Origin of the sequence: Roseivivax sediminis (genome assembly GCF_900112685.1) — a bacterium.
Taxonomy (GTDB): domain Bacteria; phylum Pseudomonadota; class Alphaproteobacteria; order Rhodobacterales; family Rhodobacteraceae; genus Roseivivax; species Roseivivax sediminis.
The window spans coordinates 160293-175546 of record NZ_FOMS01000003.1 but is presented as its reverse complement, the minus strand read 5'-3'; the positions used below and the strand labels follow the sequence as shown (position 1 = coordinate 175546).

Here is a 15254-nt window from a genome sequence, read left to right as displayed (position 1 = left end):
CTCAAATACCACACTCGCCGCCCACAACGCCGGCGAGATCCTCGACCATCCGGAACCGCTCGCACACCAGCATCATCTCGCGATCCCACCCGCCGTTCCGCTCGAAATAGGCGCGGTGCCCGGCCTGCCATCCGGCGAGGTCGGCATCCTCACCCTCGGCCAGCGCGAAGTCCGCATCCACGTCGCGGAAGCGCCGCAGCGTGATCTCCAGCGTCTCGATCACCAGCGCCGGCCGGCCGTCCCAGTCGAGCGCGATGTCCCGCCGCCCGACCTGCGGCAGGGACGCGCCTTCGGCCTCGTAGTCACGCATCGCGCCGCAGGTCGCGGTCTTGATCCCCGCACGCACGAGCGCGGTGAGTTCGTCGCACAGCGCCCGGCTGTCGCCGAACTGGAATGTCTCCGCGCCCGGGTAGCGAGCCCGCAGAGCGATGAGCATCTCCTCGTCAGCCAATCCGTGTCCTCCCGATCGCGGCCACCTCAGCAACCACATGCCGTGCGCGCCGCACCATCACATCCGGAAGACACCGAACCGCGTCTCCTCGATGGGGGCGTTCAGTGCCGCTTTCAGCGACAACGCCAGAACCGCCCGCGACTTGCGCGGGTCGACCACCCCGTCGTCCCAGAGCCGCGCCGTGGCGTACAGCGGATGCGACTGGCGCTCGAACATCTCTACGGTGGGACGCTTGAATGCGGCCTCCTCCTCGGCGGACCAGTCCTCGCCCGCCTTCTCCATCGCCGCGCGTTTCACACTCGCGAGCACCCCGGCGGCCTGCGCCCCGCCCATCACCGAGATCCGGGCATTCGGCCAGGTCCACAGGAAGCGCGGCTGGTAGGCCCGCCCCGCCATGCCGTAATTGCCCGCGCCGAACGAGCCGCCGACCAGCATGGTGATCTTCGGCACCGAGGTCGTCGCCACCGCGGTCACCATCTTCGCGCCGTTCCGGGCGATCCCCTCGTTCTCGTATTTGCGGCCCACCATGAAACCGGTGATGTTCTGCAGGAACACCAGCGGGATCTTCCGCTGCGAGCAGAGCTCGACGAAATGCGCGCCTTTCTGTGCGCTTTCGGAAAACAGCACGCCGTTGTTCGCGACGATCCCCACCGGGCAGCCATGCACATGCGCAAAACCGCAGACCAGCGTCTCGCCGAAGCGCGGCTTGAACGCGTCGAAGCGCGAGCCGTCCACCAGCCGGGCGATCACCTCGTGGATGTCGTAGGGCGTCTTGAGGTCCGCCGGCACCACGCCGAGGATCTCTTCGGGGTCGCAGGCCGGTTCCTCGGGCGTCTGCCAGGCCACCGTCTCGGGCTGCGTGCGGTTCAGGCTCTCCACCGCGCGGCGGGCCAGCGCCAGCGCGTGATCGTCGTCCTCTGCGAGGTAATCCGCGACACCCGACAGTCGCGTGTGCACGTCGCCGCCGCCCAGGTCCTCGGCCGAGACCACCTCCCCCGTCGCCGCCTGAACCAGCGGCGGGCCGGCGAGGAAGATCGTCCCCTGATCCTTCACGATGATGGTGACATCCGACATCGCCGGAACGTAGGCGCCGCCGGCGGTGCACGATCCCATCACCACGGCGATCTGCGGGATGTTCTTCGCGCTCATCCGTGCCTGGTTGTAGAAGATCCGGCCGAAATGGTCCCTGTCGGGAAAGACCTCGTCCTGGTTCGGCAGGTTCGCGCCACCGCTGTCGACGAGGTAGATGCACGGCAGGCGGTTCTCCTCCGCGATCTCCTGCGCGCGCAGGTGCTTCTTCACCGTCATCGGGTAATAGGTGCCGCCCTTCACGGTGGCGTCGTTGCACACCACCATGACGTCCTGCCCGTGCACCCGGCCGATCCCGGCGATGGCCCCGGCGGCCGGGGCGGCATCGTCGTACATCCCGTGCGCCGCCAGCGCGCCGATCTCGAGGAACGGCGAGCCGGGATCGAGCAGGTTCGCCACCCGCTCCCGCGGAAGCATCTTGCCGCGCTCCAGGTGCCGCTTGCGCGCCCGCGCCCCGCCCCCGGCGGCGGCGAGGGCCGCGGCCTCCTCCACGACGCGCAAAGCCTCCAGATGCGCCGCGTGGTTGGCCTTGAACTCCTCCGAGGTCGGGATCGCACGGGATCGCAATTTCACGTCTTGGCCTCCTCCGCCGCCCGCGCCTTCAGCTCCTTGCGGATCACCTTGCCGGTCACCGTCATCGGCAGCTCCGGCAGGAAGGCGATCTCACGCGGATAGCAATGCTCGGCCAGCCGCTCGCGAACCCAGTCCCGAAGATGCGAGGCAAGCGCCTCGGTCCCTTCCATGCCGTCCCGAAGCACCACGTAGGCCTTCACGATTTCCGTTCGCACCGGATCGGGCTTGCCCACCACACCGACATTCGCCACCGCGTCATGGCTCATCAGGCAATCCTCGATCTCCGCCGGGCCGATGCGGTACCCGGCAGAGGTTATGACGTCGTCCGCGCGCCCGACGAAGCGCAGGAACCCGTCCTCGATCACGCCGCGGTCGCCGGTCAGCATCCAGCGGCCGCGGAACTTCGCGGCGGTCTCCTTCGGCTTGCGCCAGTATTCCAGCATCATCGAGGCCGACCCGCGCTTGATCGCGATCTCTCCCTCGCCCTCGCAAGGCTCCCCGTCCGGGCCCAGGACTGCGACGCGGTGCCCCGGCACCGCCCGGCCGATGAAGCCCGGCCGAGGGCTGAAGAGGTCCCCCGCGCTCGAAGCGACCATGTTGCACTCGGTCTGCCCGTAGAACTCGTTGATCGACACGCCGAGCGCCGAGCGTCCCCAGGACAGCATCTCCGCGCCCAGCGGCTCGCCGCCACTCGCAACCGACCGCAGCCCCTCGATGCGCACGCCCTCGGCCTTCAGCATCCGAAGCGCGGTGGGCGGGAAAAAGACGTTCTTCACCGCGCCCTCGCGGATGATCCGATGACACGTTTCGGGCGTGAACGTCTCCGCCCGCGCGGCCACCACCGGCACGCCGAGCGCGAGCCCCGCCATCGCCACGTCGAAGAGCCCGCCGATCCACGCCCAGTCCGCCGGGGTCCAGATCACGTCGCCGCGCTGGCCGAGGAAATCGTGGCTCATCTCCACCCCCGGCAGATGCCCCGTGAGCACCCGATGGCCGTGCAGCGCGCCCTTCGGTGCGCCGGTCGTGCCGCTGGTATAGATCAGCACCGCCGCGTCGTCGGGCCCGGTCTCCACCCCGGCATTGGAGGGCATGCCCTGTCCCAGATCGCCCTCGGTCAGGACCGCAACGCCCAGCCCCTTCAGGGCCGCTCGGCCATCCTCGTCCGACACCACGACGCCGAGCCCCGAATCCTCGATCCGAGTCTCCAGCGCCGCGCGCCGGAACAGCGTGAACAATGGCACCGATATCGCGCCCAGCCGCCAGGCCGCGATATGCGCCGCCAGCGTCAGCGGCGACTGCGGCAGCAGCACGCCGACGCGGTGGCCGCGCAAGACGCCCTTCTCGATCAGCGCCGCCTCGACCCGGCGCGACAGTTTCCAAAGCTCGCCATAGGTCCAGATCCGCCGCCTCCGCGACAGGTCGATCACGGCGATCCGGTCGGGCTCCGTCGCGGCCCAGCCGTCGCAGACCTGCTCGGCCATGTTCAGCGTATCGGGCAGATCCCAGCGGAAGCGCCCGTAGAGCGTTTCGTAATCGCGCCGACGCAGCATCCGGGCCTCACGCATCGCCGGGCCCCACCACGCGCGCCAGATCCCCGGCACGGGTCACGTAATAAGTGTAGTGCCGCGCCGGATCGTGCGGCTCCGGTCCGCAGACGACAACCAGCCAGACGCCGCTGCCCTCGCCCGGTACCGCTCGGCACTCGGACGGCTGTGCGCCCTGCCCGGTGCCATCCCGCGCGCGGTCGTCGAGATATTGCTGAGCGTACATGGCGATCACCTGCGTTTCGCTCACGTTGGCGTGGATCCAGCCCTGGCGCCACCCCAGAAGCGCGGCGAGCGCCACCAGAAGGCCCACCGGCAGGAACCACACGAGCCGTGGCATCAGCCCATCGCCGCCATCAGTTCCCGGCCGATCAGCATGCGCCGGATCTCCGACGTGCCGGCCCCGATCTCCATCAGCTTGGCATCGCGGAAGAGCCGCGCGACCGGCGCATCGGCCAGAAAGCCCGCGCCGCCCATCGCCTGCACCGCCTGATGCGCCTGCACCATCGCCTGTTCGGAGGCATAAAGGCAGCAGGCCGCCGCGTCCTGCCGCGTCACCCGGCCCGCATCGCAGGCCTTCGCGACCTCGTAGACATAGGCCCGCGCCGAGTTCATCGCCGTGTACATGTCGGCGATCTTGCCCTGCATGAGCTGGAACGACCCGATCGGCTGGCCGAACTGCTTGCGCTCGGCCATGTAGGGCATGACCTCGTCCATGCAGGCCGCCATGATGCCGAGCCCGATCCCGGCGAGTACGACCCGCTCGAAGTCGAGGCCGGACATCAGCACCTGCACGCCGCGCCCTTCCGCGCCCAGCACGTTCTCGAACGGCACCTCGACGCCCTCGAAGATCAGCTCCGCGGTGTTCGACCCACGCATCCCCAGCTTATCGAAATGCGGGCTGGCGGAAAAACCGGCCATGCCCTTGTCGATCAGGAAGGCGGTGATCCCCTTCGAGCCTGCGTCGCGGTCGGTCTTGCCGTAAACGACCAGCGTGTCGGCATCCGGCCCGTTGGTGATCCAGTACTTGCTGCCGCTCAGCCGGTAATGGTCGTTGCGCTTCTCGGCACTCAGCGCCATCGACACCACGTCCGATCCCGCGCCGGCCTCCGACATAGCCAAGGCGCCGACCTTCTCGCCAGAAACGAGCCCCGGCAGGTATTTCCGCCGCTGCGCCTCCGTTCCGTTCAACTTGATCTGGTTCACGCAGAGGTTGGAATGCGCGCCGTAGCTGAGCGACACGCTGGCCGAGGCGCGGGCCACCTCCTCCACCGCCACGACATGCGCGAGGTATCCCATGCCGGCACCGCCGTATTCCTCGCCCACGGTGATGCCGAGAAGCCCCAGATCGCCCATCTCGCGCCAGAGCTCGGCGGGAAAGAAGTTGCTCCGATCAATCTCGGCCGCCATCGGGCGGACCCGGTCCTGCGCCCATCGGCGGACGGTTTCGCGCAGCGCGCCCACATCCTCGCCAAGGTCGAATGCCATCACCGCATCGAACATGTCGCCTCCCTTCGCGCCGCCACCGAACCGGCCTTCGCCGCCGGAACCGCGCCCGGCGGAGCGGCGTTCGACCGGCGAGCCCCTGACAGGCAACAGAAAGGATATACTCATGGCAAGCGACCTCAAGGACATGTTCTGGAAACGCCTCGACAACGTCCAGGCAGGTCTGCTGTCCGCCGACAGCGAACGCCCGGTGCCGATGGCGCCGCAGACCGATCGAGACGAGAAGGCGATCTGGTTCGTGACCGCGAAGGGTTCGACCGCGGAGCGCGCGGCGAAATCGGGCGGCGACGGCCGGTTCGACGTGGCCGATCCCAAGGCCGGACTTTATGCCACGATCGACGGCAAGCTCGATCTCGGCAGCGAGGACAAGCTCGAAGAGGTCTGGAATGCCTTCGCCGCGGCGTGGTTCAAGGACGGCAAGGACGACAAGGATGCCACTCTGGTGAAGTTCACGCCTCACTCCGCCGAGGTCTGGGCGACCGAGAACTCGGTCTCCTTCCTCTACGAAGTGGCCAAGGCCAACGTGACCAAGCAGACCGCATCTGGCGGGGAGCACGGCCGCCTCGCGTTCTGATCCGGCGCAACACCTCGCGCACGGCCCCTGCCCGGCTCGCCGGGCAGGGGCCGTGTGTTTCGCGGCTCTGCCACGCTTCCCGAAGCCGGGCCTCCATATTGCCTGGCCAAGCAGACAGAAGATCGAGCGCGCCCGCCCCGCGGGCGCTCCGCCGGATCAGAAGGACGCGACCTCCTGCCGGACGATCCGCGCGATCAGCGCGCAATCCTCCACCGAGAACGTCAGAGGTACCCTCAGGTCCAAGAGCCCCGCCAGGACCCGGTCGGTGCGCGGCATCGGCTCCGACGGCGCGTAGCGCCAGGCACCGTAGCGCGAGGTGAAGCCCGACGGCTCTTCCGGCCCGAACCATTTCAACTCTACACCGCGCGCGGCGCAGCGTCCGACGACGTCCGCGATCCGGTCGGCGCGCCAGCCGAGCAGCAGGAACTGGAAGGACGAACCGACGAACTCCTCCTCGGCCGGGCGCGGCACCAGCGTCAGTCCCGGCACGTCCCGCAGCCCCTCCTCGAGCGCCGCGTAGCGCTCCGACCAGCGTTGCCGGCGATCCTCCAAGAGCGCCAGTTGCGGTCGAAGGATCGCCGCCCGCAGGTTGTCCATGCGGCCCGACACGTTCGGCACTTCGTAGCGCAGGTCCGCGTAGGCCTCGGCCGGCGGCCCCGCGAGGTGCCGCTCGTAGAGCATGTAGGATCCCGACAGCAGCACCATGCGCGCCGCGAGATCGGCGTCGTCCGTGACGATCAGCCCACCTTCGCCGGCGTTCACATGCTTATAGGTCTGGCAAGAATAGCAGCCGATCGCGCCGTGCCGTCCCGACGGGACACCGCGCCAGCGCGCGCCCATCGTGTGCGCGCAATCCTCGATCACCGCGACGCCGGCCGCGTCGCAGAGCGCCATCAGCCGGTCCATGTCGCAGACATGCCCGCGCATGTGGCTCAGAAGCAGGACGCGCGCCTCTCCCAGTTTCGCTTCGAGATCCGCAAGGTCGATCGTCAGATCCTCGGTCACGCCGACAAAGACCGGCCGCGCCCCGAGGCTCGCGATCGCCCCCGGCACCGGCGCCAGGGTGAAGGCGTTGGTCAGCACCGCGTCGCCCGGCCCCACCCCGAGCGCCCGCAGCGCGCAGCCCATCGCGTAGCCGCCCGAGGCGACCGCGAGGCAGTAGCGCGCGCCGGTCAGGGCCGCGAAGTCCCGCTCCAGCAGCGCCGCCTCACCGGCCTCGCCGCCGGCGACGTTGTAGCGGTGCAGCCTGCCGTGGCGCATGACCTCCACCGCCGCGGCGATGGCTTCTTCCGGAATCGGCTCCTGCTGGGTGAAACTGCCGGTGAAACGCTCCGCCATCACGCGGCCCCGAGCAGCCGATCCACCGAATCGCCAAGCTCGCGGTAATGACCGATGATGGCGTCGGGGTCATGCCGCGCCACGCCACGCCCCTCCGGCCCGAAGCCGACGAGGATACAGGGCACGCCCGCCGCACGGGCCGTGGCGCGATCGGTTTCGGTGTCGCCCACTATCAGAGAGCGATCGACGCTGCCGCCTGCCCGATCCACCGCGGCGCGATAGGGCGCGGCGTCGGGCTTGCGCACCGGCAGCGTATCGGCGCCCACGAGCGCGCCGAACAACTTCCGCACGCCGAGCTCGGCCAGCAGCGTCTCTGCCAGCCGCTCGGGTTTGTTGGTGCAGATGGCGACGCGGGCGTCGGCACTGCGCAGCGCCTCCACGGCCTCTACGGCGCCGGGATACATCATGGTGTGCACCGCGATGGCCTGACCGTAAGCGTCGAGCAAACGCGGATACCAGCGGTCGACCTCGGCCTCGTCCACCGGCCCCACGCGAGAGAGCCCCAGCCGCAGCATCGCCCGGGCGCCGCGCATCGCGGTGCCCGCGTCTGCGACGGGGTCGAGCCGCACGTTCGTGCCCATATCCAGAAAACAGGCATTCGCCGCCGCGATCAGATCGCCGCTGGTGTCGGCCAGCGTGCCGTCGAGATCGAAGATCACCGTGCGCACAAGCGCCGCCCTCCAAGGTTGTTGCGAGATCGACACCACACGTGATGCCGCGACCGCTTGTCCTGCCCTGCAGGCTCGTTAGAACGGGCACGAACGAAAGACAAAGAGATTGTGGCATGAGCATCGCCCTCGTCCTTCTTGCCGCGGGCAAAGGCACCCGGATGGAATCGGATCTGCCCAAGGTCCTGCACAAGATCGGCGGCGCGCCGATGCTGCTGCACGCCATGGCGACCGGCGCCGCGCTGGGGCCGGAACGAGTGGTCGTCGTCGCCGGGCACGGGGCGGAGGCGGTCGCCTCGGTCGCCCGCGACTACGATGGCGACACCGAAGTGGTTATCCAGTCCGAACAGCTCGGCACCGCACACGCGGTCGCGCAGGCGCGCGAGGCGCTGGCGGATTTCGACGGCGACGTGCTGGTGCTCTACGGCGACACGCCCTTCATCGGGCTCGACACGCTTGAGGAGATCGCCCGCGCCCGCGCCCGCCACGACGTTGTCGTACTCGGGTTCGAAGCGGCCGACCCCGGCCGCTACGGCCGGCTCGTCACCGACGGCGAGCGCCTCGAGCGGATCGTTGAATGGAAGGATGCGACGGAAGAAGAACGCGCGATAACCCTTTGCAATTCCGGTGTTCTGGCTGCCGATTCCGCGACACTCTTTCGCCTGATCGACCGGGTGGGCAACGACAACGCCTCGGGGGAATACTATCTGCCGGATGTCGTCGCCCTGGCCGTGGCCGAGGGGCTGTCGGCCACCGCCGTCGCCTGTGGGGAGGCCGAGACCCGGGGCATCAATTCGCGTGCGGAACTGGCCGGGGCCGAAGCGGCCTTCCAGGCGAGCGCGCGCAACCGGCTGATGGCCGATGGCGTGACCTTGCAGGCCCCAGAGACGGTGTTCCTCAGCTACGACACGGCCATCGGCCGCGACGCTGAAATCGAACCCAACGTCGTCTTCGGCCCCGGCGTCACGATCGAGAGCGGCGCGCGCATCCGCGCCTTCAGCCACCTCGAGGGCTGCCACGTGAGCCGCGGCGCCATTGTCGGCCCCTACGCCCGGCTGCGGCCGGGGGCGGAGCTGTCCGAGGATGTTCATGTCGGCAATTTCGTCGAGGTCAAGAACGCGCACCTCGCCGCCGGCGCCAAGGCCAACCATCTGAGCTATATCGGCGATGCCGAGATCGGTGAACGCACGAATATCGGCGCGGGCACGATTACCTGCAATTACGACGGCGTCTTCAAGCACCGTACGGAGGTCGGCGACGACGCCTTCATCGGCTCCAACACGATGCTGGTCGCGCCGGTGCGCATCGGCTCCGGCGCGCTGACCGCCAGCGGATCGGTGATCACCGCCGACGTGCCCGACGACGCGCTTGCCCTGGGCCGCGCGCAGCAGGTCGTGAAGGAGGGCCGGGCGCGCAAGCTGTTCGAGATACTGAAGGCCAGAAAGGCCGCAAAAACAAGGGATTGAGGTATGTGCGGGATTGTCGGCGTTCTGGGCACCCACGAGGTCGCCCCCATCCTGGTCGAATCGTTGCGGCGGCTGGAATATCGCGGCTATGACAGTGCCGGTATCGCCACCGTGAACGAGGGCCGGCTCGACCGGCGCCGCGCGGTAGGCAAGCTGGTGAACCTGTCGGATCTCCTGGTGCACGAACCGCTCGCCGGGAAATCCGGGATCGGGCACACCCGCTGGGCGACCCACGGCGCCCCGAGCGAGGTCAACGCCCATCCCCACAAGGCCGGTCCCGTCGCGGTCGTCCACAACGGAATAATAGAGAATTACAAGGCACTGCGCGACGAACTTCGCGCGATGGGCGCAGCCTTCGAAACCGAGACCGACACCGAAACGGTCGCGCTTCTGACCCAATACTACATCGCCGAGGGCCTGAACCGCGTCGAAGCTGCGGAAAAGACGCTCTCGCGGCTCGAAGGGGCTTTCGCGCTGGTCTTTCTCTTCGACGGCGAAGACGATCTGCTGATTGCCGCGCGCAAGGGCAGCCCGCTGGCCATCGGCCACGGCGACGGAGAGGTGTATGTCGGCTCCGACGCCATCGCGCTGGCGCCGCTGACCGACAAGATCACCTATCTCGAGGAAGGCGACCGCGCCATCCTCACCCGCGGCAGCGTCGACATCCGCGACGCCGAGGGCCGGCGCGCCAACCGCCCGGCCAAGACCGTGTCCATCGACGCCGCGCGTGTCGACAAGTCGGGCTACAAGCACTTCATGGCCAAGGAGATCTGGGAACAGCCCACGGTCCTGGCCAACGCGCTCGACGCCTATCTCGACGGCGACAGGATCGATCTGCCCGAAGGCCTCGATTTCGCGCAGAGCGAAAGGCTCACCCTCGTCGCCTGCGGCACGGCCTATTTCGCCTGTCTGACCGCGAAATACTGGTTCGAGACGCTCGCCGGCCTGCCGGTCGAAACCGACATCGCCTCGGAATTCCGCTACCGCGAACCGCCGATCCCCGCCGCGACCACGGCGCTCTTCGTCAGCCAGTCCGGCGAGACGGCGGACACGCTCGCGGCACTGCGCTACTGCCGTGACAAGGCCGACCGGATCCTGTCGGTGGTCAACGTCGCCGAAAGCTCCATCGCCCGGGAATCCGACCTCGCCCTGCCAATCCACGCGGGCGTGGAGATCGGCGTCGCCTCGACCAAGGCGTTCACCTGCCAGCTCAACGTGCTCTACCTGCTCGCGCTCAAGGCGGCGGTGGACCGCGGGCGGATGTCGCCGGATGCGCTCGCCGCCGCACTCGCGGAGCTGCGCGGGCTGCCGGGGCTGTTCAATGCCGCGCTCGACCGCGACCCCACGATCGCCGAAGCCGCCCGCGCCGTGGCGGAGACGCGCGACGTGCTCTTCCTGGGGCGCGGGCTGATGTATCCTCTCGCCCATGAAGGCGCTCTAAAACTAAAGGAAATCAGCTATATACACGCCGAAGCCTATGCGTCGGGCGAACTCAAGCACGGCCCCATCGCGCTGATCGACAAGTCCGTGCCGGTGGTGGTGATGGCGCCGAAGGACGCGCTCTTCGACAAGACGGTGTCGAACATGCAGGAGGTCATGGCCCGCGGCGGCCAGGTCCTGCTGATAACCGACGCCGCAGGCGCCGAGGCGGCGGGCGGCGACGTCTGGAAAACCGTCATCCTGCCCGAGGCCGCGCCGCAGCTGACCCCGCTTCTCTACGCGCTGCCGGCCCAGCTTCTGGCCTATCACGCCGCGGTGGCGAAGGGCACGGATGTCGACCAGCCGCGCAACCTCGCCAAGTCGGTGACGGTCGAGTAAGGCTCAGCCGCCGGCGTAGACCTCGAGCGTCGGCAGGTCGGTCAGGGGCACTTCCAGCAGACGCATCGCCGCCAGCGAGATGCGGCTGCCCGATCCGGCCTCGCCCTCGATCGGCCGCAGCGTGACGTTGGCCGAGGTGCCCGTCGCGGGATTCGCGACCCGCCCTTCTGTCTCGGCATCCACGAGCGGCGTCTCCAGCCAGAACCCCTGCGAGGCGGGATCGCCAAGCGAAGCGACCGTGGTGCCAAGGCTTCGCTCGCCCCCGGTCTCCGCCGGTGCCGCGGCGGCGGCCCGCTCCTCTTGCGTGGTCAGGTCGAAATCCTCGACGCTGCGCGCCTCCGCTGCGGGGTAGCGCGTCTCCACCGGGCCGGTGGCCTGCGGCGCGGGCTGGGCGGCGGACTCGGGGGCGGCTTCCTGCTGACCGCCGAAACCGTCGCGGATGGCGCCGCAGGCGGCAAGCGAAAGGGCGGCGCCGATAAGCAGGGCGGAGCGGATGCGCATGAGATTTGACCTCTGGTATCGTGTCGAATTCGTCCCGGATACTTGCCGTTCGCGCTTCGAATTACTAGCGTCTGTGCATGGAAACGCCTCTCATCGATCCGTTCGCCCGTCCGATCAGCTATCTGCGTGTATCGGTGACCGACCGCTGCGACTTCCGCTGCGTCTACTGCATGTCGGAAAACATGTCCTTCCTGCCCAAGAAGGAGTTGCTGACGCTGGAAGAGCTCGACCGCATGTGCTCGACCTTCGTGCGCCTCGGGGTGGAGAAGCTGCGCATCACCGGCGGCGAGCCGCTGGTGCGCCGGGATATCATGAAGTTCTTCTACTCCATGACCCGCCACCTGGACGCCGGCACGCTGAAGGAGCTGACGCTGACGACCAATGGCTCGCAGCTCGAACGCTTCGCGGAGGATCTCTACGCCGCCGGCGTGCGCCGCGTGAACGTGTCTCTCGACACGCTTGACGAGCAGAAATTCGCCGACGTGACCCGCTGGGGCCGGCTGCCGCAGGTGCTGCGCGGGATCGACGCGGCGCAGCGCGCGGGCCTTCGGGTGAAGATCAACGCCGTGGCGCTGAAGGGCTTCAATGAGGACGAGTTGTTCTCCATCACCGATTGGTGCGCCGATCGCGACATCGACCTGACCTGGATCGAGGTCATGCCGATGGGCGACATCGGCAACGAGGACCGCATCGGGCAATACTGGAAGCTCGACGACCTGCGCGCCGATCTCGCACAGCGCTACACGATCACCGACCTGCCCGAGAGCACCGGCGGCCCCGCCCGCTATGTCCGGCTCGAGGAAACGGGCCAGAAGATCGGCTTCATCACGCCGCTGACGCACAATTTCTGCGAAAGCTGCAACCGCGTGCGCCTGACCTGCACCGGCGAGCTGTTCATGTGCCTCGGCCAGGAGGACAACGCCGACCTGCGCGCGCCTCTGCGCAACCATCCCGGCACGGACGCCCCGCTCGAGGAGGCGATCCGCGCCGCCATCGCGCGCAAGCCCAAGGGGCACGATTTCGACTATTCGCGCCAGACCGTGGACGGGCGCGTGTCGCGCCACATGAGCCACACCGGCGGCTGAGGCGGCGGGATCGGTTCAGGCAAGTGTCACCGCGGCCTGCTCTGGCCGATAGCGCGGGAGCGAGGGGCCAGCCCCTCGCGCTCCCCGGAGTATTTGAGGCCCAAAGAAGCAGGCCCCGCGCGCGTGTCTTCTTCTCGCTAAAAATACTCTCGCCGAAGGCGGCGCGCCCTCTCAGCCGATCCTGCGCCGGGAGTGCGCGCCCGGGCGCGAGATTTCGCCGCCGCCGACGGCGGCGCGCACGCCCGTCGTACCCGGGCAGGACGTCGGCAGGCCGCGCATCACCCGGACCGCGAGATAGGCGAAGGCCTGCGCCTCCAGCATGTCACCGTCGAAACCGGCCGCCTCGACCGGCTCTACCGGGCAGTCGAGGCCGGCGGCGAGCATAGCCATCAGCACGGGGTTCTTGCGCCCGCCGCCGGTCACGAGCAACCGCTCGGGCGGCGCCGGGCAATGCTCGATCCCGCGCATGACCGCAGCCGCCGACATTGCCGTCATCGTCGCAGCGGCGTCGGCATCGTCCAGTTCGCGCACGAGATCGAGCATCAACGAAAAATCGTCGCGGTCGAGCGACTTGGGCGGCACCTTCAGAAAGTAGCCTTCCTCCAGGAACAGCTCCAACGCGCCCTCCACCACGCGTCCCCGCGCCGCGAGCGCGCCGCCCTCGTCGTACGGCATCCCGCGTCGTTCGGTCATCAGGTCGTTGATCGGGGCGTTCGCCGGCCCCGTATCGAAGGCCAGGAGTGCGCCCTCGTCCGCGGGCCCCGGCTTGCGAGGGTCGATCCAGGTCAGGTTGCCCACGCCGCCGAGATTGAGGAACGCCAGCGGCGCCTCCGCGCCCAAGGACCGGGCGCAGGCGAAATGGTAGAACGGGGCGAGCGGGGCGCCCTCCCCCCCGAGGCGCACATCGGCGCTTCTGAAGTCCCAGACCACCGGCACGCCGAGCGCGTCCGCCAGCGCCGCGCCGTCACCGAGCTGGTGCGTGCCACGTCCGCGCGGCTCATGCGCGAGCGTCTGACCGTGAAAGCCGATCACCTCGGCGCCGTCGAAGCGCGAGAGCACGTCGAGATGCGCTCGATGCACCACGTGCGCCGCCGCCTCCAGATCGTCCCCAGGCCAGTGACCGAGCGCCGCGCGCAGTGTCGCGGTCTCCTCGGTCGTGTATTCGCGATAGGCGGAGGGACCGGTCTCGATCACCGTCTCGCCGTCGGTGCGGATCATCGCCGCGTCGACCCCGTCGAGCGACGTGCCCGACATCGTCCCCAGCGCCCAGACCGGCCCCGTGCTGCCCTTGCCCCGTGTCATCGGCGAAATCCCGATTGGATGTTGTCGTTACGGGCAGTATAGCCACGCCCACGCAACTCTGCGAGGGACAAGCGATGACCTACCATCCCAAATCGGACTTCATGCGCGTGATGATGGAGCGCGGCTACTTGGCCGACTGCACCGATTATCAGGGCCTGGACGATGCGCTGAGCGCCGGGATGGTCACCGCCTATATCGGCTACGACGCGACGGCGACCTCGCTGCATGTGGGGCACCTGCTGAACATCATGATCCTGCGCTGGCTGCAGAAATGCGGCCACAAGCCGATCACGCTGATGGGCGGCGGCACCACGAAGGTGGGCGATCCGTCCTTCCGCTCGGACGAGCGCCCGCTTCTGGGGCCGGAACAGATCGCCGCGAACATCGACGGCATGAAGCAGGTCTTCGCCAAGTACTTGGATTACGGCGAGGCCGGCAATGGCGCGCTGATGCTCGACAACGCCGAATGGCTCGACGGGCTCAATTACCTCGAATTCCTTCGCGACATCGGGCGGCATTTCAGCGTCAACCGGATGCTCAGCTTCGAGAGCGTGAAGTCCCGGCTCGACCGCGAACAATCGCTGTCGTTCCTGGAATTCAACTACATGATCCTGCAGGCCTACGACTTCCTGGAGCTCAACCGCCGCTACGGCTGCGTGCTGCAGATGGGCGGGTCGGACCAGTGGGGCAACATCGTCAACGGGATCGACCTGACGCGCCGCGTGCTCGATCACGAGATCTTCGGGATGACCTGCCCGCTTCTGACCACCTCGGACGGGCGCAAGATGGGCAAGTCGGCCGGCGGCGCGGTCTGGCTGAACTCCGATCTGCTGAGCCCCTACGAGTTCTGGCAATTCTGGCGCAACACCACCGATGCCGATGTGGGCCGCTTCCTCAAGCTCTATACCGAATTGCCGGTCGAGGAATGCGAGCGGCTCGGCGCGCTCGGCGGATCGGAGATCAATCAAGCCAAGGTGATCCTCGCCAACGAGGTCACGACGCTCTGCCACGGGCCGGAGGCGGCGGCCGCGGCCGAAGCCACCGCCCGCGAGGTCTTCGAGAAGGGCGGCGCGGGCGAGGATCTGCCGACGCTGGAGCTTGGCCCAGACGAGGTGGCGGGCGGCATTTCCATCGTGCAGGTGCTGGTGCGGTCGGGCCTCGCGAAATCTGGCAAGGACGCCAAGCGCCTCATCGCGGAGAACGCCGCGCGCATGAACGATGCGGCGCTGACCGATTCGGGCCTGATGCTGGATGCGGGATCGCTCGCGGCGCCGGTGAAGCTGTCGGCCGGCAAGAAGCGGCACGCATTGGTCAAGCTGGCCGAGTGACGGCCGGGGGG

The 15254-nt window shown here is 68.4% G+C and carries 14 protein-coding genes; 5 read left to right on the top strand and 9 right to left on the bottom strand.

Going from position 1 to position 15254, the window contains the following annotated elements; all coding sequences use genetic code 11:
* Position 1 precedes the first annotated feature (1 nt).
* From F3H57_RS06440 to F3H57_RS06420, 5 genes are all read right to left on the bottom strand, one after another.
* Positions 2-436: an ASCH domain-containing protein gene (locus F3H57_RS06440; protein WP_149755243.1), complete on the bottom strand. Its 435-nt coding sequence runs from the start codon at positions 434-436 to the stop codon at positions 2-4.
* Between the two features lie 72 nt (positions 437-508).
* On the bottom strand, positions 509-2113 hold the full coding sequence (locus tag F3H57_RS06435; RefSeq protein ID WP_149755071.1) for a carboxyl transferase domain-containing protein: 1605 nt from the start codon (positions 2111-2113) through the stop codon (positions 509-511).
* Positions 2110-3663, bottom strand: a complete 1554-nt coding sequence (locus tag F3H57_RS06430) for an AMP-binding protein (protein WP_149755242.1) — start codon at positions 3661-3663, stop codon at positions 2110-2112. The genes F3H57_RS06435 and F3H57_RS06430 overlap by 4 nt, the downstream gene beginning before the upstream one ends.
* Positions 3664-3670: 7 nt before the next feature.
* A complete protein-coding gene (locus F3H57_RS06425; RefSeq protein WP_149755070.1) occupies positions 3671-3997 on the bottom strand; it encodes a hypothetical protein in 327 nt (108 codons plus the stop codon).
* On the bottom strand, positions 3997-5160 hold the full coding sequence (locus F3H57_RS06420; RefSeq protein ID WP_149755241.1) for an acyl-CoA dehydrogenase family protein: 1164 nt from the start codon (positions 5158-5160) through the stop codon (positions 3997-3999). The genes F3H57_RS06425 and F3H57_RS06420 overlap by 1 nt, the downstream gene beginning before the upstream one ends.
* Before the next feature lie 109 nt (positions 5161-5269).
* On the opposite strand from F3H57_RS06420, the gene F3H57_RS06415 reads away from it, so the two are divergent.
* Positions 5270-5737: a pyridoxamine 5'-phosphate oxidase family protein gene (locus tag F3H57_RS06415; protein WP_149755069.1), complete on the top strand. Its 468-nt coding sequence runs from the start codon at positions 5270-5272 to the stop codon at positions 5735-5737.
* 156 nt (positions 5738-5893) lie between these two features.
* On the opposite strand, the gene F3H57_RS06410 is transcribed toward F3H57_RS06415, so the two are convergent.
* Together F3H57_RS06410 and F3H57_RS06405 are read right to left on the bottom strand one after the other, a co-directional pair.
* Complete coding sequence (locus F3H57_RS06410; protein ID WP_149755068.1) at positions 5894-7075, bottom strand: DegT/DnrJ/EryC1/StrS family aminotransferase; 1182 nt, start codon at positions 7073-7075, stop codon at positions 5894-5896.
* Positions 7075-7743 (bottom strand): HAD-IA family hydrolase, encoded by a 669-nt coding sequence (locus tag F3H57_RS06405; protein WP_149755067.1) that lies wholly within the window; start codon positions 7741-7743, stop codon positions 7075-7077. The genes F3H57_RS06410 and F3H57_RS06405 overlap by 1 nt, the downstream gene beginning before the upstream one ends.
* A 116-nt stretch (positions 7744-7859) precedes the next feature.
* On the opposite strand from F3H57_RS06405, the gene glmU reads away from it, so the two are divergent.
* Positions 7860-9209, top strand: coding sequence for a bifunctional UDP-N-acetylglucosamine diphosphorylase/glucosamine-1-phosphate N-acetyltransferase GlmU (glmU, locus tag F3H57_RS06400; protein ID WP_149755066.1), 1350 nt, complete (start codon positions 7860-7862; stop codon positions 9207-9209).
* A 3-nt stretch (positions 9210-9212) separates the two neighbouring features.
* Positions 9213-11027 carry a glutamine--fructose-6-phosphate transaminase (isomerizing) gene (gene glmS, locus F3H57_RS06395; protein WP_149755065.1) on the top strand — a complete coding sequence of 605 codons (1815 nt, stop codon included), beginning with the start codon at positions 9213-9215 and terminating at the stop codon, positions 11025-11027.
* 3 nt (positions 11028-11030) lie between these two features.
* Here glmS and F3H57_RS06390 read toward each other — a convergent pair whose 3' ends face one another.
* Complete coding sequence (locus tag F3H57_RS06390) at positions 11031-11528, bottom strand: hypothetical protein (RefSeq protein ID WP_149755064.1); 498 nt, start codon at positions 11526-11528, stop codon at positions 11031-11033.
* Positions 11529-11605: 77 nt separating this feature from the next.
* On the opposite strand from F3H57_RS06390, the gene moaA reads away from it, so the two are divergent.
* On the top strand, positions 11606-12613 hold the full coding sequence (gene moaA / locus F3H57_RS06385; protein ID WP_149755063.1) for a GTP 3',8-cyclase MoaA: 1008 nt from the start codon (positions 11606-11608) through the stop codon (positions 12611-12613).
* A gap of 171 nt (positions 12614-12784) precedes the next feature.
* Here moaA and F3H57_RS06380 read toward each other — a convergent pair whose 3' ends face one another.
* The gene (locus tag F3H57_RS06380; protein ID WP_149755062.1) at positions 12785-13915 is read right to left on the bottom strand and encodes an anhydro-N-acetylmuramic acid kinase; all 1131 of its coding nucleotides are present in this window, start codon (positions 13913-13915) and stop codon (positions 12785-12787) included.
* 74 nt (positions 13916-13989) lie between these two features.
* Here F3H57_RS06380 and tyrS point away from each other — a divergent pair, with 74 nt between their 5' ends.
* Positions 13990-15243 (top strand): tyrosine--tRNA ligase, encoded by a 1254-nt coding sequence (tyrS, locus tag F3H57_RS06375; RefSeq protein ID WP_149755061.1) that lies wholly within the window; start codon positions 13990-13992, stop codon positions 15241-15243.
* The last annotated feature ends 11 nt before the right edge of the window (positions 15244-15254 follow it).